This window comes from Bradyrhizobium sp. USDA 3256 (assembly GCF_054058275.1).
This window is the reverse complement of the sequence record NZ_JBSSAE010000002.1, coordinates 6529005-6548703: the sequence shown is the minus strand read 5'-3', so window position 1 is coordinate 6548703 and position 19699 is coordinate 6529005. Positions and strand designations below refer to the sequence as shown.

The following is a 19699-nucleotide window of genomic DNA, read 5'->3' as shown; positions in this document are numbered from 1 at the left end:
GTAGAAGGAGCAATAGCGGGCAAAACGGAAAGGCATTGGTATGGCCACACTAAACATCAATGGAAAGAACGTTCACGTTGATGCGCCAAGCAATACGCCCTTGCTTTGGATCATCCGCGAGCAGTTGCAGATGTCGGGTACGAAGTTTGGATGCGGGGCGGGGCTTTGCGGAGCGTGCACCGTTCATATCAACGGCGAAGCGCGTCGCTCGTGCCAGATGGAGCTCGCCGAGTTAGCTGGCAAGAAGATCACAACCATCGAAGGGCTCAGCGCCAAGGGTGATCATCCACTTCAGAAAGCATGGATCACTGAACAAGTACCTCAGTGCGGCTACTGCCAGTCCGGGCAAATCATGCAGGCCGCCGCACTGCTTGCCAAAAACACTAATCCGACCCGAGAAGAGATTGTGGCGCATATGGACGGCAATTTGTGTCGCTGCATGACTTATTCCCGCATTCAGAGGGCGATCATGCACGCGGCATCCGAGATGCGGACCGCTAGCGCCGTTGGCAACGATCGGAGGAACACATGAACCAGCATATTCGGTCTGCCCCCGTCGTGGAGCCGCAGCTCGATCTTAGCCGTCGCGCCTTCTTGATTGGAGCAGGGACGGTCGGCCTCGCTTTCGGTTACGCAGCTATTCCGGGAGCTGAAGCGATTGCCGCTCCCGCGGTACCATCCGGCTTCGAGCCCAGCGTCTGGTACTCTATCGGATCAGACGGACTCATTACCGTAACGTCCGGCAAGGCCGACATGGGGCAGCACATCGCGTCTGCAATGGCGCAGATGATTGCCGAGGAACTTGGTGCGGCCTGGAAGGATGTGCGGCTGCAGCTTGCGTCCAACGATCCGAAATTCAACGATCCTGTGCTTGGTGCTCAGATTACCGGTGGTAGCTGGAGCACCCTCATGAACTTCGACGCCATGAGCCGGGCCGGCGCCGCTGGAAGGATCGCATTGACTGAGGCCGCTGCTGCTATCATGGGCGTCCGGGTCGACGAATTGATCGTGCAAGAATCGACGATCAAGCATGCCAAGTCCGGCAGACAGATCTCCTTCGCCGATGTGGTCAAGAGCGGCAAGCCGCTGCGGAGCTTTACGCCCGAGCAACTCAAGGCGATCGCACTGAAGACTTCGGATCAGTATCAGCTGATTGGCGTATCTGTTCCGCAGCTCGACATTCCCTCAAAGACGAACGGCACCGCCAAATATGGCATCGATACGTTCCTGCCAGGCATGGTCTATGGCAAACTCGTGCTGCCGCCGGTGCGCTACGGCGCGAAGGTGAAATCGGTAGATGACACCGCTGCGCGCAAGATCCCCGGCTTCGTCCGAGCGGTCGTGTTGGACGACAAGACCGAGACGACGTCGGGATGGGTGGTTGTTGTCGCCGCGACCTATGCTGCCGCGCGGAAGGCGGCCGAGCTTCTGAAGGTTGAGTGGGACAAGGGGCCGTACGCGAATGTATCGAGTGAGACGCTGCTCGCAGAAGCCAAGCGGCTTCACGCCCGTGAAGACACCGGCCTGTTGTTCGTGAAGAAGGGCGATGCAGCGGCCGCGCTTGGCTCCGCCGCCAAAGTCATCGAGGCGGAATACAGCACCAATATCAACATCCATGCACCGCTCGAGCCGATGAACGCCACCGCGCATCTGCAGGGCGACATTTGGCATGTCTACACGGGAAATCAGTTCGTCACACGAACAGGCGCGATCGCAGCTGCGGCGGCAGGCGTCGATCCGAAATATGTAGTGATGCACCAGGCGTGGCTCGGCGGCGGCTTCGGGCGCAGGCTCGACTCCGACATGGTGATTCCGGCGATTCTTGCCGCCAAAGCGGTGGGCAAGCCGGTAAAGGTGATCTATTCGCGTGAAGACGACATGGCGATGGATTTTTCGCGGCCCCTCACTTACCAGCCGATCAAGGGTGGTCTCGACAAGGACGGCAATCTGATCGCAATAAGCCACGACGTGGTCAGTGCGTGGCCGACGAAGCGTTGGGGAATTCCTGGTTTCCTCACGCCTTCAGTCGATAAGAAAGGGGCGCTCGACGGCTTCGCCATCAGTGGCGCGGATCACTTCTATACAGTGCCCAACCACACGGTCCGGACCATTCTTAATGAATTGGCGCAGGGCGCCACGCCATCGGGCCAACTTCGGTCGGTTGCGCCGGGCTGGACGTTCTGGGCAGTGGAAAGCATGATCGACGAGCTTGCGTTCGCGGCCGGCAAAGATCCGGCTCAATTCCGTATCGCCATGCTCGATGGGCAAGGTGAAAACAGCGGCGGTGCTCAGCGCCTTCGGAACGCCCTGCTGGCTGCCATGGGTATTGCGGGTTACGGCTCGCTCTCGCTTCCAAAGGGTGAGGGTATGGGCGTCGCTTGCGTATCCTCGCAAGAGCGGGCCACCGCGAGTTGGACCGCTTGTGTGGCCCATGTTGCGGTTGCGCCAAGCGGTGATGTTAAGGTGAAGAAGCTCACTGTCGCCACGGACGTTAGTACAGCGGTCCACCCCGATAATATCAAGGCTCAAGTGGAAGGGGCTGCCCTCTGGGGACTGTCGCTGGCGCTGTACGAGAAGGCGACGCTCAAAGACGGCGGCTTTGAGCAGACTAACTTTGACACTTATACGCCCCTGCGCATGAGCCAGCTGCCGGAGGTCGCGGTCAACATCATCGCCAATGGCGGCAAGCCGACGGGCGTTGGCGAACCGGCCACGACCGTCGTCGCTCCCGCAGTCGGGAATGCGATTTTTAGCGCGGTCGGCGCACGGGTACGCTCGCTGCCAATCACGCCCGAGGCGGTAAAAGCAGCGATGAAGAGTTAGATATCTGAATCGAACGACTGCGAAGCTCATGCGGCCGGTCAAAGCGTTGGCTGGCCGTTTGGGCGCCCCTAGCGACGCTATGCTCTTCAGGCGCCGTGCCATGGCCGGTGTGGAAAGTCCTCCGCCTGATCTACGAAACGATGATTGCTGCGCCTGCGGGTGCAGTCGATAGACTGCGTCGTCATAAGGGCCGATAGTCACACACTAGTCCAGGCACGGCGCAACAGCGCCGCGAAGCCGCGTGTGACGTACCCCGAACCGGATGATCAGGTGTCAGACTGACAAGCGCTCTGGATGCAGGTTTAGCCGGTGGATCAATCAGTCGCCGACAGGGGACGATTACCCAGATCGTGGCCGCCGCTTAGGGTCGGTTATTTGACCGAGATGACATCCGTCGGCCCAAATGTAGCATCTCACGCGGCTCCCCAACAATTGTCGGCTAGCGTTCATAAAAGGAGGAGTTGTTTGGGAGAGACGCAAAGGGGGCGGAGAGGTGTCGAAGGCATTCGCACTTGTTACATCGAGTATTACACCTGCAGGTGTCGACGACGACAGTATACTTGCGCGATCCCTCGAGGAGCGCGGGCATCAATGCCGGGCTGTGATTTGGGACGACCCAAGCGTCGAATGGCACATGTTCGATGGTGTAGTTATCCGCTCGACTTGGGATTACCATCACAACGTTGATGAGTTTCACTTGTGGCTTGAGCGGGTAGGTCGTCAGACGGTCGTCATGAACTGCCCGAAGACAATTAGGTTTCTGACAGACAAAAGATACTTGCTCCATCTTTCATCGCTAGGAATCCCAATTGTGCCGACCTGCATTGCGGCTGCGTCAGAAGTCATTAATTTTAAACGAGTATGCGAGCATATGGGCTGGTCGGATGTGATCGTAAAGCCGGCAGTATCGCTCGGGTCCTTCAAGGTAGGTCGATTTTCGTACCCAGCCGATCAATACGCAGCGCAATTGCACATCGAGGCGATGGATGCCTATGGCGGCGCGGTGGTTCAGCCATTCATGGAAGAGATCGCGACAAAGGGCGAGCGATCGTTGATCTACATTGAAGGTTCTTATAGCCATGCCGTGTTGCGCGGGCCGATGACGCCGGGATCTGAGACGCCGATGGCTCTGCCTCACGAGGCGAGCGAGGAAGAGAAATCCGTGGCGATTCGAGTCCTTAGTACCCTTCCGTGTGCCACTAACTTTGCCCGTATCGACCTCGTGGCGTCAAAACAAGGGCCATTATTGACTGAGTGCGAGGCGATTGAGCCGCGTCTGTTCTTCGGGATGCGTCCGAAATGTGCGGAGCATCTCGCCGATTCTCTCCTCGATCGCTTGGGTGGCGCCCAGCCAAAAGAAGCGGCGGAAGCAATCTTGTAGTTCCGGATGCTCTTGCCGCGGTCTCGCTAGTGCTCAAAAGCGAGCGCAGTTAGGGCGCCGGCGTTCATAGCGGCCCAGCTAGCCAGCTCCCGATTACCGGACCAACTAGCTCAGGGCGCGGGATGATGACCAAACGGAGATGGCGGCGACATCCAGGGTCAATCAATCGGTCGCAGATTGCGAGCAGCGCCGGCGTGGTCGACTGCATTGAGCTCAGTCGGCGTTCACTTGGTCCCTACCGACACCTCGGCCAGTGGCAAGAAGCCCACAAACGATAACGAAGCGAGCAAATAAATGAACTCGAGCAAAATCGCTGACGACGCAGGAAGCGATATTCCCCTCACCATCCGCGAGACTGAGGTTATGCGCCTCATCAGCCGCGGCGCGAGCAACAAGGAGATCGAACATGCGCTTCAGCTAAGTACAAGCACTGTGCGAACCCACATTGGGAACATCTTCCGGAAGTTTGGCTGCTCAAGTCGGATAGTCGCAACTCGCCGATGGTCTGCAATTGAGAACGACACATGACCAGCGTCCAGCCCGCAGTTTCGATAGTGAGAATTGTCGGCCTTGACTGCCAAGGGTGCAGCTCATCCACGAGCGTTCGTCACGTGTCGTAACGTTGCGCGTTGCTGGCTCTCACAATGGTTGCGCCACGCTGTAGGACCTCGATTGCTTGCGCGATGATGTGCTCGACGATGTCGCCGGCCGGCAATCGATCGCGCACCAAGTCAGCGCCCTCGCCAGCCCACACGGGACGGATAGAGAAATCATCTGGTGCAGCATTCACATAGATCTGTTCTTCCTCGTGCCGCACCAAGTGGAGTTCCTCTTCCCGTCGTTGCCACTTGTCTAGGAACGCGTTCTTAACGGCGCGACTGGGATACTGTTGAGGCCAGGCGGCGCCGCGCACGATATCGAATATCCTGGTCTGCTCCGTCTCATCTCCGGAGGCCGCGATCAGCCGGTCCTTCATGGCGCCGTTCCAGAGTGACTCTTCTGACGCCGCAAAGCGCGTGCCCATCAGTACTCCAGCGGCGCCCAGAGCTAAGACGGCAGCAAGTCCGCGGCCATCTGAAATCCCGCCGGCGGCGACAACAGGGATCGGGCCGACTGCGTCCACAACCGCTGGAACCAGTCCCATCGTTCCTCGCGTCATGCCGGCGTGGCCGCCGGCATCGCGGCCTTGAGCAATGATAATGTCAGCCCCACATGACGCAGCTTCCTTGGCCTGAGCCAGCGTCTGGACCTGACACATCAATAGACAGCCGGCTCGCTTGATAGCGTCGGCAAAGGGCACGGGACTTCCGAATGACAGCATGAGTACTGGCGGATGTGCCGCCAAGGCCGTATCGAGTGCCTCCGGCCTCTCATCGAGCGCCCACGTGACGAGACCGATACCGACGCGCGCATTGCCGGTCGCGGTGAGTTCCTTCTTGATGGCCACGCTGTCAGCATATCCAGACCCGATAATCCCCAACCCGCCGGCGTGTGTTACGGCAGCCGCGAGCCTACCTCCGGATGCGGAGCCCATTGGGGCGAGCAGGATCGGATGCTTGATCTGCAGCAACCTTGTTAGGGCTGTCTCGATTATCGGCATTATTGTTTCCTTCCGTTCCGTAGCTGATTGGAAGCCAACCTTTTCAGGCGTCACGGGTCGACGCGAGAAGAGCTGTCCAAGTGCCTCGCTCGTCTGTGGCTTTCACACGAGCTCGGCAGATAAGATCATCCGATATGAGTCGGCCCAATATTGCAGGCCGGATCATATTCTGTGGCATTGGCCGGGCCATGGCCAGCGCCGCACGGTCAGGCGACTTCGGACGCGGCCCTGCGGATGGCCTGCTCGAAAGCCTCCGGCGGCTGGGCTCCTGTGATCAGGTAGCGATCGTTGAGCACCACGGCCGGAACGCCGCTTATCCCCGCTCTCTGCCATTTCTCTTCGGCCTCGCGCACCTCGTCAGCGAAGTGCCCAGAGGTGAGCATATCGCTCGCAGTGGCGCCATCAAGGCCAACAGATTCAGCAGCGGCTACTAGAACGCGGTGGTCACCGGGATTCTGCATGTTGGTATGGTAGGCGGCGAGCAGCGCGCGCTTCAGCTCTTCTTGTCGGCCTTCGATCCGGGCCCAGTGCAGAAGGCGGTGTGCGTCAAACGTGTTGTAGAACCGGCTTTCATCGGTGGTCACCATGTCGAAGCCCACTTGCGCGGCCAGGGCGCGCAGACGCTCACGGTTCACGATCGCCTGCTCGCGCCCGACGCCGTATTTGCGTGCCACGTTGTCGAAGCGGCTCTCACCCTCCCGCGGGATACCCGGATTGAGTTCGAAGGGCTGAAAACGGATGTCGGCCGTCAATCGCCCTTCGAAGCGCTTCAGTGCAGCATCCAGGTTTCCCAACCCAATGACGCACCAGGGGCATGACACATCAGATATGAAGTCGATTTTGACCGTTTTTGTCATGGAAAGGCTGCTCGCTACTCGCTTGGTAACGCCAAGCGTGCGCTGAACCTATGCGGGAGTTGGGGCGACTTGAACAGCCGCCGTCAGGAAGGCACTCTTTCGTAAATCGGGACAATCGTGCGGCTCGCGACCGCACTGTCGGCCAGCTTGACGCAGATAAGAGTATGTCACCCCGCTAGGTGATGCATCAGACCTACCGTCGACAGCCACCAATTCTAACGAGCGGATCGTCACGCTTGCGTTCCGGCGAGGCGTCCATCTCTGTTCTCTCATTCGCGAGCGATCGGCAGGAGCGAACCACTCGGGCTTCTGAGGATTACAATCTGCGGCGATATCGGACGCCGCTTTTCACCGAATGCTGGTGGCGCATGGCTTGGGACGGACGCACCAACGTTCGGCAAGCCTGCAATAGTGAAGCCTGACCAGGCGGGTTCGCCGGCGTTTCAAGCGGGGGGTTGTTCTCGCCTTAGTGCCACGGAGCGATGCCGAGCGGCCTGACCTTTAGGAGCAGGTTGCCCAACTCGCGCGTGGCCGAAGTCTCGGTGGCGCTATTGCGATAAAGCACGAACTCCATATCCGGCAACGCCGGAAGATCTTCACGCGGCGCTACCACGCAGAGATCAGGTGTCAGGTATTTTTCGGCCAAAGGCGTCATTGCTATTCCGGCGATAGCAGCCGCACGGATTCCCGACAAGCTGGGGCATGTGTAGACAATGCTCCAAGGACGCTCTGCGTCCTGAAGAATTTCAATAACGGTGGACCGGTACAGACATGGCTTCAGATAGACAGCAAGAGCCAACGGAGAAGATGCATCGAAGTCATAATCCGGGGATGCAACCCAACTCAGTTTTTCGCGGGAGACGAGTTCACCTTCGGGGTCGCCAATTCGACGTTTACCCAAGACCAAATCCAACTCTCCGCTCGCCAACTTGTCATAGAGATTCCGGCTAAGACCGACCTCAACCGTCAGGCGGACATTGGGATGAATGCGGCGGAAGCGCGCCAAGACCTCAGGCAAGGAGTACGTCGCGAAATCGTCGGAGGCGCCTAGCCAAAAGATACGGAAAGAGATTACCCACAACGTCCGGGATCTCGCGTTTCCCGTCCTCACGCGCATGAGTACCCATCAGGATGTTCTCCCGGATCGTAAACTGGGGAATGATCTCGCGACCCTGGGGAACGTAAGGGATCCTCGGTCGCGTGGTGGCCCATCGTGCATAAGTCGCCGCCGCGAGGCAGCCGAAGCTAAGGCGACCAAGTGACGTTTGACTGGCCGTCCGTGAGCCCGCAGACCGCAAGTTCGATCATTCGGTGAGCTGGGAGCGAGACGGCCTCCAGCCGGCCAGAATTGCTATTGCTGAATCGAGACGATCGGTCTATTATTTATTATGGGTTCAGTCGTACACATCAAGCGCCGTCCAGGACGTCCGCCGAAGAGCGAAAGTATCACCAACGAGTCGAAGGCTTTGCTGTTGAAGGCCGGCGTTGCGAAGTTGTGCGAGTTTGGTTTCTCTGCTGTCGGTCTCGACGAGATTTTGAAATCAGCCAGCATCCCAAAGGGCTCTTTCTATCATTACTTTGGTAGCAAGGAGACGTTCGGATTAGCGCTAATCGATGAATACAATAGATTCTTCGTTTCGCGGCTCGACAAATCCCTCAAGGAACGCGGCCTCCCTCCGATGCAGAGGTTCGACAATTTCATCAGGTTCGCTCGAGACGGTATGGCGAAATACGATTTTCGCCGCGGCTGCCTGATCGGGAATCTCGGCCAAGAAATGGCATCCCTCCCCGGCTCGTTTCGGCAGCGACTTATAGATGTGTTTGAGCTCTGGCAGAAGAAGACATCAGAGTGCTTTGACGAAGCCCGCATGCTCGGCGAGATCTCCCAGCATGTCGATTGCAGGCAGATGGCTGAGTTTTTTTGGATCGGATGGGAAGGCGCGATTTTGCGGGCGAAGTTGGAGCGAAACGCCGTCCCGTTGGACAAGTTCGTTGATGGCTTCATGAAGATGGTTGGCCGGAAGAATTGGGACGGTAACGATCATTGGACGAGTGCTTAGCGCTCGCGAACTATGGTGGCGAGCGAGGCGTTACTCGGTGGCTTGATGCCACTCTCGCCTCGAGCGAGGCTGCAAATCCGGTCGATAGTACTCGGTATTGGACGCTGAGGCGTAGGGCGCTTCTGCGGTCACTATCGCATGCCGGTGCTGTCAGTTGCCCTCACCAATACGGTCAGTAAAGAGTTTTGGAGGACGAGCGTGGCGTCAGTTTATCATGAGCTCTATGCCAACTGGAAACTAGATGCCGACTCTTTCTGGGCTGAGGCAGCGCGTGGCATTGACTGGTTTACGCCACCCAAGAAAGTCTTCGACCCTAGCGCTGGCACTTACGGCCATTGGTTCCCGGATGCGGTATGCAATACCTGCTACAATGCCGTGGATCGGCATGTCGCCGCCGGGCGCGGCGACCAAGTCGCTCTCATCTACGACAGTGCCATGACCGGCACCGTGCAGAAATTTACTTATGCGAAGCTGAAGGATGAAGTGACGGCGCTCGCAGCCGTGCTGAGACGTTACGGTGTCGGCAAGGGCGACCGGGTCATCATTTACATGCCAATGATCGCTGAGGCTGTCTTCGGGATGCTCGCCTGTGCACGGCTGGGCGCAATTCATTCTGTTGTCTTCGGCGGCTTTGCTGCGCGTGAACTTGCGACACGAATCGACGATGCGCAGCCACGAGTGATCGTCTCGGCATCCTGTGGCCTCGAGCCCAACCGCGCGATTGCCTATAAGCCGCTGCTGGATGACGCAATCGAGCTTGCCAGCCACAAGCCGTCACACTGCATTATCGTGCAACGAGAGCAGTTGACTTGTAGTCTCATTGCTGATCGCGACATAGATTATGTCGACGCTGTGGCGTACGAAAAAGCAGCACGTTCCGATATTGAGTGCGTCCCCGTCGCATCGTCGGACCCACTTTACGTTCTCTACACATCGGGGACGACCGGCCAGCCAAAGGGCGTCGTCAGGGACAACGGCGGCCATATGGTCATGCTGAACTGGTCAATGCGCAACGAATTTGGCGTCAAACCGGGTGAGGTGTTTTGGGCGGCGTCGGATGTTGGCTGGGTGGTGGGCCATTCATACATCGTGTATGCGCCTCTCCTACATGGTTGTACGACGGTCCTGTTTGAGGGAAAGCCCGTGGGGACGCCCGACGCGGGGACATTCTGGCGTGTGATCGCTGAGCATCGCGTGGTAGGGCTGTTCACTGCGCCGACAGCGTTTCGTGCTATCAGGGGGCAGGATCCCTCCGGTGAGCTCATCCGGAAATATGATCTCTCGACGCTCAGAGCGCTTTACCTGGCAGGTGAGCGCGCCGACCCTCCAACAATTAAATGGGCGGAGCAGCAGTTGGGGGTACCCGTCATCGACAACTGGTGGCAGACCGAGACGGGCGCTCCGGTCACACACAATCCCTTGGGCCTCGGCATTCTTCCAATCAAGTACGGCTCGCCCGGGGTCCCGATGCCAGGGTACAAGATCCAGATCCTCGACGATGCAGGCCACGAGGTCCCTGACGGGACTCTTGGCAATGTTGCCTTGGAGCTACCCCTGCCGCCTGGCTGCCTTCTGACGCTTTGGGAAGCCGATGAACGATTTCGACAAGCTTACCTTGATGAATTCCCTGGCTACTACAAGACGGCCGACGCGGGACTTCTCGATGAGGACGGCTACGTGTTTGTCATGGCTCGTACGGATGACATCATCAACGTCGCTGGGCATCGGTTATCGACGGGAGCAATGGAGGAGATACTTGCCGAGCATCCGGACGTTGCGGAATGTGCGGTGATAGGCGTCGCTGATGCCATGAAAGGACAGACTCCGCTTGGATTCGTCGTGCTGAATGCGACCGCGTCGCGCGATCAGACGACGATTGAAAACGAGGTCGTTCAGATGGTGCGTGATCGCATCGGTGCAGTTGCGGCATTGAGAACGGTTTTGACAATTAAGCGTCTGCCAAAGACCCGGTCCGGCAAGGTGCTACGCGGTACTATGCAGAAAATCGCCGATAAGGAAGCTTGGAAAGTGCCAGCCACCGTCGACGATCCAACTGTCTTCGACGAGATCGCCGAGACATTGGGAGCTCGCGGAATCGGAATTTGAGTCCAAGATCAGGAACAACTGGTGGGCGACGCACATGGGGCACCACCCAGCATCTCCGGCAATGCCCGATGGAAAAGACGGTGAGGCGGGATCTGAGCGTCGTGCCCATCGCCGTTCGCATGGACTTTTTTCGCCGGTCCAGGGATGGAGCTATGATCTTCGGCGGCTGGAGACGTAGCTAAGGGGCGACGGGATCGAGATCGGAATCATAATTGGCTGGATCTGGTCCAGAATCTCGATGGCGGTGACGAGCAAGCCGAACATGGACCCATGCGACTCAAAGCCGATGGTGCCGCTATGAACGCCGGGAGCGTGCGATAGCTCGCCCAGGGTTCAATTCGCTCGTGCTGTTGATGACGCGAGGATCATAAAGCTAGCTTGAGAGTTCGGAATTTGCTCGGGCCGTGGATTGCCGGCGCCACGAACTCGGCCGAGCGCTCCAAGGCTGATTGCATTTCGGAGACGATCGGTCTATTATCCGGGCGACCTTCTCTAGGTGATGCGCCATGGGTGTTGAAGATTGGCGGATCCTTTTATGACCACTGAGATTGGGCTCGTTTCCCAAAGTCACGCTGAATTGTCGGAGATAGGATGATGATTATCGCTTTCTCGGCAGGCACTGTCTTCGTGCGGTATGACTGTTGCCTCACTGGAACGCGTGCCGCGAATGCTATTGCGATTTTGTGGCGGGCTCTAACGATCGCGAGAGCTCAAATTCGGATCGCGCACCAGCGATGCCGACCGAGTTCGTTCGCTATAGCGGCGACCAACAGCAAAAAAGCGCGTGCGGCTGGTGGTCGTTGGCGTAGGTCGCTTACGCATTTTCACACGTCCATCAAGACTGGAGTTAGCAGGTGAGCAACACGTTCCGAGCCCTCGTAGCGAGAAAGATTGATAACGGGCAGGTAATTGCCATTGAAGACCTGACCGAGCGGGAGCTTCCCGAGGCAGACGTGACCGTCGACGTGGAGTTTTCATCCTTCAACTACAAGGATGGACTTGCGCTGAAGGGACTGAGCCGCATTCTGCGTACATTTCCGATTGTGCCCGGAGTTGATTTCGCTGGTACGGTCCGCGCCAGCGCCAGCCCTTTATTCCAGCCTGGCGATAAAGTAGTTCTCACCGGTTGGGGCGTAGGGGAGAGCTGGTCGGGTGGGTTCTCTCAGCGCGCCCGCGTGAAGAGTGAGTGGCTGGTCAAGCTGCCAAAGGGCCTATCGACGCGCACAGCAATGTCGGTCGGCACTGCGGGACTAACCGCCATGCTGTGCGTCATCGCCCTGGAAAGGTATGGAATCAATGACGAGGGCGATGTTCTGGTAACGGGGGCGGCCGGAGGCGTCGGTAGTGTCGCAGTACGTTTGCTCTCTCGACTAGGCTATCGCGTACACGCCCTTACCGGGCGCGCCTCCGAGGAGGCGTTCCTGAAATCCCTTGGCGCTACTGCCATCGTGGCGCGCGAGGCTTACCAACAGCCGGGTAAACCGCTGCAAAGCGAGACTTGGCAAGGGGCGGTGGATACGGTCGGCGGGACGCTCCTCGCCAACGTCCTAGCTTCCACCGCTTATGGCGGTGCAGTAGCGGCGTGTGGTCTGGCTGGCGGCAGTGAACTTCCATCGTCGGTCTTCCCGTTCATCTTGCGCAACGTCGCTCTGCTGGGCGTCGATTCCGTTAACTTGCCGGCCGCCCGCCGAGTAGAAGCTTGGGGGAGGATCGCAGATCTCTTGACAGAGGAGGACTTTGCGCATGTGACGCAAGAAGTTCAGCTTAGCGACTTGCCGTCTCTTGCGGAGGCGATCCTTGCGGGGCAGGTGAGGGGCCGAACCGTCGTCAGGCTCTAGCCCGAGCAGGAGTCCTACCGGGCTGGAAACGTTGCAACTGGGAAGGTACTTGAGCACGGCGCCGACCTGCAGCCACAACGCTGGCTGGCAGCTAAAGACGAGGATCAGCGGGATCCTGCCGAGATCCTTTCGCGTGCAGTCGCTGCCGAGGCTCAAGCCGAAGCAGCGAAGGCTGAGCTTGAGAGGTTGATGATTGACTTCGGGCTGCGCAGCGGATGGCTCTAAATGCCAGCTGCGCGACGAGGTAAGCTAAACCTTCAGCCTCCGCGTTAGCCAACATAGTTGAGGTTAACCCCGCCATGTTGTTGACGTTGTGCGCTTGTGGCTGGTCCAATGTGCTGGAAACTGCACAATTGAGCGCCCCGGAGCCTTGGGAGTGTCCTTCCAGCTGACCGTCCTGAAAGTGCTGGCCGGCCAGCCCGCCGGACGGGCTTCTATTGCCGAGATGCGGCGAGCGGTTGAAATCCTGATGAACAGTGGCAAAGACTGGACCGATCGCATGAAGCGGTTGGCCGAACACGTGCCTGACTTGAATATCTTCTTGGCCAAGTATGTGCTTCGCGATGCTCACGGCTGGGAAATCACGGAAGAGGGGCAGCAATTTCTGTCTGCGCTCGAAATCGCCGTCGCCGCTCAAGGAAAGCTGCTTCGATCAGCCGCCACTGAGCTACCGGCAAGCGAGGCCGTGGCGCAACCGGTGGGAGAGGCGACAAGATCGCTTGATCCTCCTCGAAGCCGTCGCCAGAAGCCGCGCCGTCGCCACGGAAAAGATCGATTCAATCGGCGTTTGGCGTGAAGCACGCGGCCCTTCCTTTCGGTCACTACAACTCCTCGACTGCAAGCGCGCTGTGGAGATGCGTGATTGCTCGCAGCATCTTAGGACGCCCGCTAAAGCGAGACATCTCACCCGGCACAGCCAAAATGAGCGCGCGCCCCTAAGGCGACCACGTGACCGCCGTTTGGCAATTCGTCATTGGGAGATGGTCTTTATCGCTACTGTAGCTGATTTATGGCCCGCGAGCTGAAATCAGCTGAAGGTCCATCCGCGCCCGCGGGCCGGTTAGGCGTTTTAGCTATCATTTTTTGTGATATTGATATCTGAGGTTTCCATTAGCCGCGGCGGGGCCACCATTCATAATGATAGCTAGGACTGCTGTGCAATTCAGGCCTGGCCACAATGCCTACGACAGGGGTAACGCCATGGACGCAACGGATCTGAAGGTATTCGAGACAGTAGCCCGCCACGGTAGCATGAACCGGGCTGCCCTCGAGTTAAACACGGTCCAGTCGAATGTGACGGCGCGTATCAGGGCACTGGAGGTTGAGCTCGGGACACTTGTCTTTCAGCGCACTGCTCGCGGTGTAAAGCTCACCCCTGCCGGCCGTCGAATGCTTCCCTTTGCGGGACGTATCGCCAAGTTGATCGCGGACGCGAAATCAGCCGCAAAGGACGATGGAATACCTAGCGGGCCATTGGAAATTGGGACACTCGAAACAACAGCCGCATTGCGATTACCCGGTTTGCTAGCGAGCTTCGCAAAGAAGTATCCAAAGGTTCGCCCGGTAGTCACGACAGGGACTACCTGCAGCCTTGTGTCTGACGTCGTTGAGTGTCGCTTGGAAGGGGCGTTCGTTGCCGGCCCAGTTGAGCATCCAGACCTTATCGCGGAAGAGACCTTCCGCGAGGAGCTCGTCCTCGTAACGCCACGCTCGATCCGCGGTTTGGCTGAACTGGCGTCAGTACCGGAGCTTAAGACGATTGTATTCCGTGTCGGTTGTTCCTACCGCAAACGTCTCGATCACCTGCTTACCAAGTTGGGAGTGCTTGTAGCGCAGCCGCTGGAGTTTAGCTCGATTGACGCGATCCTTGGTTGCGTAGCGGCAGGGGTTGGCGTGACCTTGCTTCCGAAAGGCGTTGCTGCTGCTGCCTGGCGCGATGGGCTGGTTGCAGTACATGAACTCGAACCTGACGACACGGAAGTCCAAACGGTCTTCATCCGCAGGACCGATGGTTACGTCTCAAGTGCCCTCGCTGCGTTCCTCCAGACCGTTAGGCCAAGCTCTGGGCTGATCATGACGGCCGCCGAGTAGGTACAACCTGAAGCGTTGGTTCGAGCGGAAAGTGGGCCGTTTCGCGCACGCTACTACGATCGGAAAGCTCGGCGCGCCAATTGGTGAGCCGAGGCCGGCCCTGCTTCCAAGGCGTCGTGGGAAACGCCAGCTCGAGGAAATCGAGAGCGGAAAAGATCGCGATGTCCCCAATATCGAATCGATCCGACACAAGCTCCGATCCGTCAAGATAGTCTATGGCGATCCACACTCGTCGAAGTTGGTCGTCCAACCAGAGATTACGCTGCGATTCGGGCCCCAGGCGACTTTCAGCCCGACATGAGAGTGCGATGTCCATCAACGCGACACCGATCGCTTGGCGCCGTAGAACCTGCCATCTTGGAGGGCCATCGCTCGGAATGAGATCAGCCGAGCCGAATTCATTGAGACACTCGCAAATTACGCGACTGTCGTAGAACGTATCGCGTGTCGTTAGTCGAAGAACGGGCGCCCTCGATAGCGGGCCAAGTTCTTCCAAGAGCGAGCGCAATCCGGAAAACGGATCATGCTCCACGCGAACAAGCTTGATGTCCTTCGCAAGCCCAGCTTCAATTGCGCAGAGCCGCACCATCCGCGAATGAGGGCAGAGGGAAGACCAGTAGAGCTCCACGGCAGCCTCATCATGCGAGGAATTTGCGAGCCGGCGCTGCCAGCCCATCGTTCGACACCCTTAGATAAGTGCGACACCTCTCCGCATGTAGCGAAGACTACAGATGGAGCGATCTCTTCTGGAGATTGCTCGAGCCTGACAGCGGAGGTTCGATCGTCGCATCAGTGCTCTGCAACGATCCTCGAGTTCTTTGCCAAGGGGGATTCTCCCGAGGCAATCAAGAAAGCAGATGGCCGTCTCGATTCAAATCATTTGAAGGTGATTGATCGCCGCTCCACCCTCGCAACTACGGGAGAACTCAGACGGGGAGGAACGAATGTCATCCGACGAACTACAACAATCGTCGAAGGCTATTCAGGATAGAATTGGATTTGCGCTCTGTGCGCTCGTAGTTGGTCTCTATTTTACTATGTTCGCGGCAGTGTTCGTGCTGTCACGGGAGGCGAGCAGTACCGCTGGCAGTTTGGTTGGGCCGTCAACGACGTCAATCGCGGCGATCACCGCGTGCATGCTCAGCTGCGTGGCTCTCACAGGGTTCTTTGTTTCCTCGCGGCGGAGCGCCTAGTGATGCGAAGGTCGTCCGCTCTCACCTTGTCCGGCGCGGGTGTGTACGCGCTCCTTGTTCCACAGTCCGTGTGGGCTAACTCAGGTCCCATTGTTGGCTCTTCTGGAACAACCTCCATATTCTTCGGACTGTTTCTGATTGTTACGCTTGGGATCTGCGTCTGGGCGGCGCGGCGCGCGCAGTCAACGGATGAATATCTTGCGGCTGGAAACTCGATCACGACCGTTCAGAATGGCTTCGCCATTGCCGGTGACTACATGTCGGCCGGTGCCTTTCTTGGCCTTACGGGAGCGATTTACGCCGCTGGATTAGATGGCTTTTTCCTAGCTGCAACGTATCTCGCAAGCTGGCCTGTCGTATTGCTCCTTGTGGCAGAGCCGCTGCGGCGGCTGGGGCGTTATTCCCTTGCTGATGTGCTGGTCCATAGGCTGAGCGAGCGACCCATCCGTGTGCTCTGCGCGGCCTGCTCTCTCACAATCATCTGCTTCTATCTCGTTGCCCAGCTGGTTGGCGCCGGTGAGCTTATTTCGCTCCTGTTTGGCACTTCCTATCCTTTAGCCGTATTTGCTTCGGGGATCGCGATGATTCTCTTTGCAACCTTTGGCGGCATGCGCGGTGCGACCTGGGTGCAGATCATAAAGGCGATTTTGATGCTTGTATGTGGAGGCTCCATTGCAGTCCTTTGCCTCTCGAAGTTCGACTTCAGTTTCGCGGAGCTGTTGAGAAAAGCTATCGAGGTTCATCCAGGAGGCGCACGCATCACAACTGTGCGTGGTTTCGCTCAAGATGGCCTCGCGACGACGTCACTGGCAGTAGGAATTTTGTTCGGGACTGCCGGGCTCCCTCACATTCTGATGCGGTTCCTGACGGTGCGGAATGAGCGCGCGGCCCAAGTGTCGGTGTTCTATGCAATCTGCCTTATCGGGGCGTTTTTCCTCATGCTGCTCCCAATCGGATTCGGCAGCATTTCAATCCTGCGAAGTGGCGCAGCGCACGCCATTGAAGGGGGCGGTCTACGCGGGGGAACGAACATGGCAGCAATCCACTTGGCGAACGTCGTCGGTGGAGATGCTTTGATGGGATTCGTTTCCGCAGTCGCGTTTGCCACTATTCTTGCGGTGGTTTGTGGCCTCTTGATCGCGGGTGCCTCCTCCGCGACCAACGATCTGATCTCTGGCCTTAGGGGGCGAGCACTGGACGAGCGGGCACGTCTCACCACCATCCGGTTGACTGCGGCAACTCTTGGCGCGATCGCCGTTCTTTTGGCGATTGCCTTTGAAGGTCAGAACGTCGCTTACATGCTTGCGCTAGCCACCTCAATTGCGGCGAGCGCTAACTTTCCGATGCTGATCCTAGCGATCTATTGGCGAGGTTTGACCACCGGGGGAGCGTTGGCTGGCGGGATCTTCGGCCTGCTTTCCTCCGTCATTCTTACGGCGCTTGGACCAACAGTGTGGACAAAGGTCTTGGGAATGGGGCCTGCGCTCTTCCCCTATGACTCACCGGCCCTGTTTACCGTTCCGACAACGTTCGTCGTGTGTTGGATCGTATCCAACCTCCATCGCCGTGTAACCGCGACCGAGCCGTCTGCCAGCCTGGCGGAATAAGAAAGGAAATTAGATATGCTCACCAAAACCCCGGTATCGACGCCTACGGTCAATGCGATCGGAACCTTTGCTTCTCGGGCGTCAGTTAAGTCTCTAACACCCGACGTGCGTCAGCTCTATAAACGCAACATTCTCGACAGCTTGGGTTGTGCCATCTCCGCACTTGCGGGGGCACCGTTCGCAGCGTTGCGTGATCAGTTCAATGAGTATCGCTCAGGTGGACACTGTTCACTGATCGGTGGCGGTAAGACAGCTCCTGACCAGGCAGCGTTGTTCAATTCCGGCCTCGTGCGATACGTCGATCTGCTCGACAGCTATATGTCACCTGGCGGGCTGTGTCATCCGAGCGACAATTTTGGTGCAATTCTCGCGGCCGCCGAGCACGTGAAGGCGTCGGGCGAAGAGTTCATGCTTGCGCTGGCTGTCGCCTACGAAATTCAATGCAGAATTACAGCTGTTGTCCCTGTGATGGCCAAGGGGTTCAATCACGCTATTCAGCTTGCAATCTCGTCCGCGGCGGGCGCCGGTAAGCTGATGGGATTGTCGGCAAACGAGATCGCGCATGCAATTTCAATCGCCACCGTCGACAACATCTCACTGACTTGCGTGCACGTTGAGCCGGTGTCTCAGTGGAAGGGATTCTCGCCGGGAATGACGGGCATGCGGGCGTTGTACTCTGCGTCCCTGGCCAAGCGCGGTTTCACCGGCCCGTCGGGCCTTTTCGAAGGACCAAACGGACTACTACGTATGTTCGATCAAGAAATTAACGTCGACTGGTCTGATGAATCCCTCGAGATCATCAAACAGACGGTGATGAAGAAGTACTGTTCCTTGATCCACGGCCAACCGGTGCTCGAAGCGGTACTGAAGCTGAAGCGCGACAACGCACTTTCGACTGACCGTATCGAGTCGGTGCGCTGTGACATCTTTCAGACGGGATACGACATCGCCGGTGGTGGCGCCTTCGGCTCGAAGGATCAGCCGCAAACCAAGGAACAGGCCGATTATAACCTGAAATATCTGATTTCGGCAGCTCTGCTGGACGACGAAGTCGGCCCCGATCAACTCGAACAAGAGCGCGTCCGGGCCGGCGACGCTCAGGTGTTGTTACAGAAGGTCGAGGTGCGACCCGACGCAAGCTTCACGGCCCGCTATCCGCACGATCTCTGCACCAGGATATCGATCCGAACCGTCGAAGGAAAGATTCTTGAGCGGGAGCAACTCGGTTACGAGGGCGGATTGGCGAATCCGATGTCGTGGGGACGGACCGTGGAAAAGTTCAATTGGCTCAGCGAGCAGTTTGCGGATGCGGAACTTCGCAACAACATCGTCGAGACGGTCGCCAATCTGGATCAGGCGTCGGTGGCAGATTTGATGGGGCTTCTGGTTAAGGTTAGTCCGAAGCCTATCCACCCGGCTTGGCACCCCGGAATCCAATAGTGAAATCACCAAAAGCGGAGAATCAGAATGGCAATGATTTCTTGCGATATGCGCTACGGCCGAACGGATGAGCAAAAGAGAAGGCTCTCCGCGGGTTTGTTGCGGGTAGTCAGCGAGGCAACTGGCGAACCGGCAGACAACATCTTCTTCGTAGTTCGGGAGGGGCGAGGAATTAACTTCGTCGAGCACGGACAGCATCTCCCGGAGTTTGTCGAGGGCAACGCCAACGACAAAGAACTCATCGCTCGCTTGAAGTAAGAAGGAGGTTCTATGCCGTACATCCAGTGTCACATCGCCGCAGGCCTTTCGAAGCAGCGTAAGACGCAACTGATCCGTGACATCGTCAAAGTCACGCACGAGTCGATCGGATCGGATCCGAAGATCATCAACGTGTTGTTAGTTGAGCACCCGGCTGAGAACATGAGCATCTCCGGACGGGTACATGGAGAGGGGGCGCATCCAGTCGCAAGCGGCTAAGCAGGCCGGTAACTGTGGCGGTGTGGCCAGACTTGGCGCACTGCCACAAGGGCCATCTGATTGCCGATCCGGGCAAATTGGAAGGATGCTATGGCGCTCCCTTGGGGCGTTACGGTCCTCAAGATGACAATGGTGGAGTAACGCTCGTTTTGCGTTCTTCCGGGCGTCTATCGCGAATGATTGTAGCCTTGTCAGGCGCTTGATAGCGGCGGCAGCTGGGACCGAT

Annotated in this window: 17 protein-coding genes and 1 pseudogene; 13 read left to right on the top strand and 5 right to left on the bottom strand. The window is 58.0% G+C overall.

The annotated features are described in order from the left end of the window. Window positions 1-40 precede the first annotated feature (40 nt). The 4 genes from ACVWY5_RS32990 (at window position 41) to ACVWY5_RS32975 (ending at window position 4732) form a co-directional block, all read left to right on the top strand. Window positions 41-532, top strand: coding sequence for a (2Fe-2S)-binding protein (locus ACVWY5_RS32990; RefSeq protein ID WP_028352332.1), 492 nt, complete (start codon window positions 41-43; stop codon window positions 530-532). Next, window positions 529-2823: a molybdopterin cofactor-binding domain-containing protein gene (locus ACVWY5_RS32985; protein ID WP_028352331.1), complete on the top strand. Its 2295-nt coding sequence runs from the start codon at window positions 529-531 to the stop codon at window positions 2821-2823. The genes ACVWY5_RS32990 and ACVWY5_RS32985 overlap by 4 nt, the downstream gene beginning before the upstream one ends. Before the next feature lie 493 nt (window positions 2824-3316). Further along, window positions 3317-4204: a hypothetical protein gene (locus tag ACVWY5_RS32980; RefSeq protein WP_321177053.1), complete on the top strand. Its 888-nt coding sequence runs from the start codon at window positions 3317-3319 to the stop codon at window positions 4202-4204. 294 nt (window positions 4205-4498) lie between these two features. Continuing rightward, a complete protein-coding gene (locus tag ACVWY5_RS32975) occupies window positions 4499-4732 on the top strand; it encodes a LuxR C-terminal-related transcriptional regulator (RefSeq protein WP_028352329.1) in 234 nt (77 codons plus the stop codon). A 79-nt stretch (window positions 4733-4811) separates the two neighbouring features. Here ACVWY5_RS32975 and ACVWY5_RS32970 read toward each other — a convergent pair whose 3' ends face one another. The 4 genes and pseudogenes from ACVWY5_RS32970 to ACVWY5_RS32955 form a co-directional block, all read right to left on the bottom strand. After that, window positions 4812-5804 (bottom strand): nitronate monooxygenase, encoded by a 993-nt coding sequence (locus tag ACVWY5_RS32970; protein ID WP_051383912.1) that lies wholly within the window; start codon window positions 5802-5804, stop codon window positions 4812-4814. 206 nt (window positions 5805-6010) lie between these two features. Next, the gene (locus tag ACVWY5_RS32965) at window positions 6011-6661 is read right to left on the bottom strand and encodes a DsbA family oxidoreductase (RefSeq protein WP_028352328.1); all 651 of its coding nucleotides are present in this window, start codon (window positions 6659-6661) and stop codon (window positions 6011-6013) included. Window positions 6662-7127: 466 nt separating this feature from the next. Continuing rightward, entirely contained in the window at window positions 7128-7679 is a 552-nt protein-coding gene (locus ACVWY5_RS32960; protein WP_321177052.1) for a LysR substrate-binding domain-containing protein, read from the bottom strand. Between the two features lie 31 nt (window positions 7680-7710). Then, a pseudogene (locus ACVWY5_RS32955) lies at window positions 7711-7860 on the bottom strand (ABC transporter ATP-binding protein); the annotation flags it as partial. Window positions 7861-8049: 189 nt separating this feature from the next. Between ACVWY5_RS32955 and acuR the strand changes: the two are divergent. From acuR to ACVWY5_RS32930, 5 genes are all read left to right on the top strand, one after another. Further along, window positions 8050-8721, top strand: coding sequence for an acrylate utilization transcriptional regulator AcuR (gene acuR / locus ACVWY5_RS32950; protein WP_051383910.1), 672 nt, complete (start codon window positions 8050-8052; stop codon window positions 8719-8721). A gap of 198 nt (window positions 8722-8919) precedes the next feature. Next, window positions 8920-10827 carry a propionyl-CoA synthetase gene (locus tag ACVWY5_RS32945; RefSeq protein WP_028352327.1) on the top strand — a complete coding sequence of 636 codons (1908 nt, stop codon included), beginning with the start codon at window positions 8920-8922 and terminating at the stop codon, window positions 10825-10827. Window positions 10828-11681: 854 nt separating this feature from the next. Continuing rightward, window positions 11682-12665 (top strand): MDR family oxidoreductase, encoded by a 984-nt coding sequence (locus tag ACVWY5_RS32940; protein WP_028352326.1) that lies wholly within the window; start codon window positions 11682-11684, stop codon window positions 12663-12665. A gap of 376 nt (window positions 12666-13041) precedes the next feature. Continuing rightward, window positions 13042-13461 (top strand): hypothetical protein, encoded by a 420-nt coding sequence (locus tag ACVWY5_RS32935; RefSeq protein WP_063616646.1) that lies wholly within the window; start codon window positions 13042-13044, stop codon window positions 13459-13461. 404 nt (window positions 13462-13865) lie between these two features. Continuing rightward, window positions 13866-14756: a LysR family transcriptional regulator gene (locus ACVWY5_RS32930; protein WP_028352325.1), complete on the top strand. Its 891-nt coding sequence runs from the start codon at window positions 13866-13868 to the stop codon at window positions 14754-14756. On the opposite strand, the gene ACVWY5_RS32925 is transcribed toward ACVWY5_RS32930, so the two are convergent. Further along, window positions 14737-15432 carry a glutathione S-transferase N-terminal domain-containing protein gene (locus ACVWY5_RS32925; protein ID WP_080673071.1) on the bottom strand — a complete coding sequence of 232 codons (696 nt, stop codon included), beginning with the start codon at window positions 15430-15432 and terminating at the stop codon, window positions 14737-14739. The genes ACVWY5_RS32930 and ACVWY5_RS32925 overlap by 20 nt on opposite strands. Before the next feature lie 558 nt (window positions 15433-15990). Between ACVWY5_RS32925 and ACVWY5_RS32920 the strand changes: the two genes are divergently transcribed. The 4 genes from ACVWY5_RS32920 to ACVWY5_RS32905 are packed head-to-tail and all read left to right on the top strand — an operon-like array spanning window position 15991 to window position 19473. Next, the gene (locus ACVWY5_RS32920; RefSeq protein WP_321177050.1) at window positions 15991-17556 is read left to right on the top strand and encodes a sodium:solute symporter family transporter; all 1566 of its coding nucleotides are present in this window, start codon (window positions 15991-15993) and stop codon (window positions 17554-17556) included. Between the two features lie 15 nt (window positions 17557-17571). Beyond that, on the top strand, window positions 17572-18996 hold the full coding sequence (locus tag ACVWY5_RS32915) for an MmgE/PrpD family protein (protein ID WP_038381802.1): 1425 nt from the start codon (window positions 17572-17574) through the stop codon (window positions 18994-18996). A 27-nt stretch (window positions 18997-19023) separates the two neighbouring features. Continuing rightward, on the top strand, window positions 19024-19254 hold the full coding sequence (locus ACVWY5_RS32910; RefSeq protein ID WP_028352323.1) for a tautomerase family protein: 231 nt from the start codon (window positions 19024-19026) through the stop codon (window positions 19252-19254). A 12-nt stretch (window positions 19255-19266) separates the two neighbouring features. Continuing rightward, entirely contained in the window at window positions 19267-19473 is a 207-nt protein-coding gene (locus ACVWY5_RS32905) for a tautomerase family protein (protein WP_028352322.1), read from the top strand. Window positions 19474-19699 lie beyond the last annotated feature (226 nt).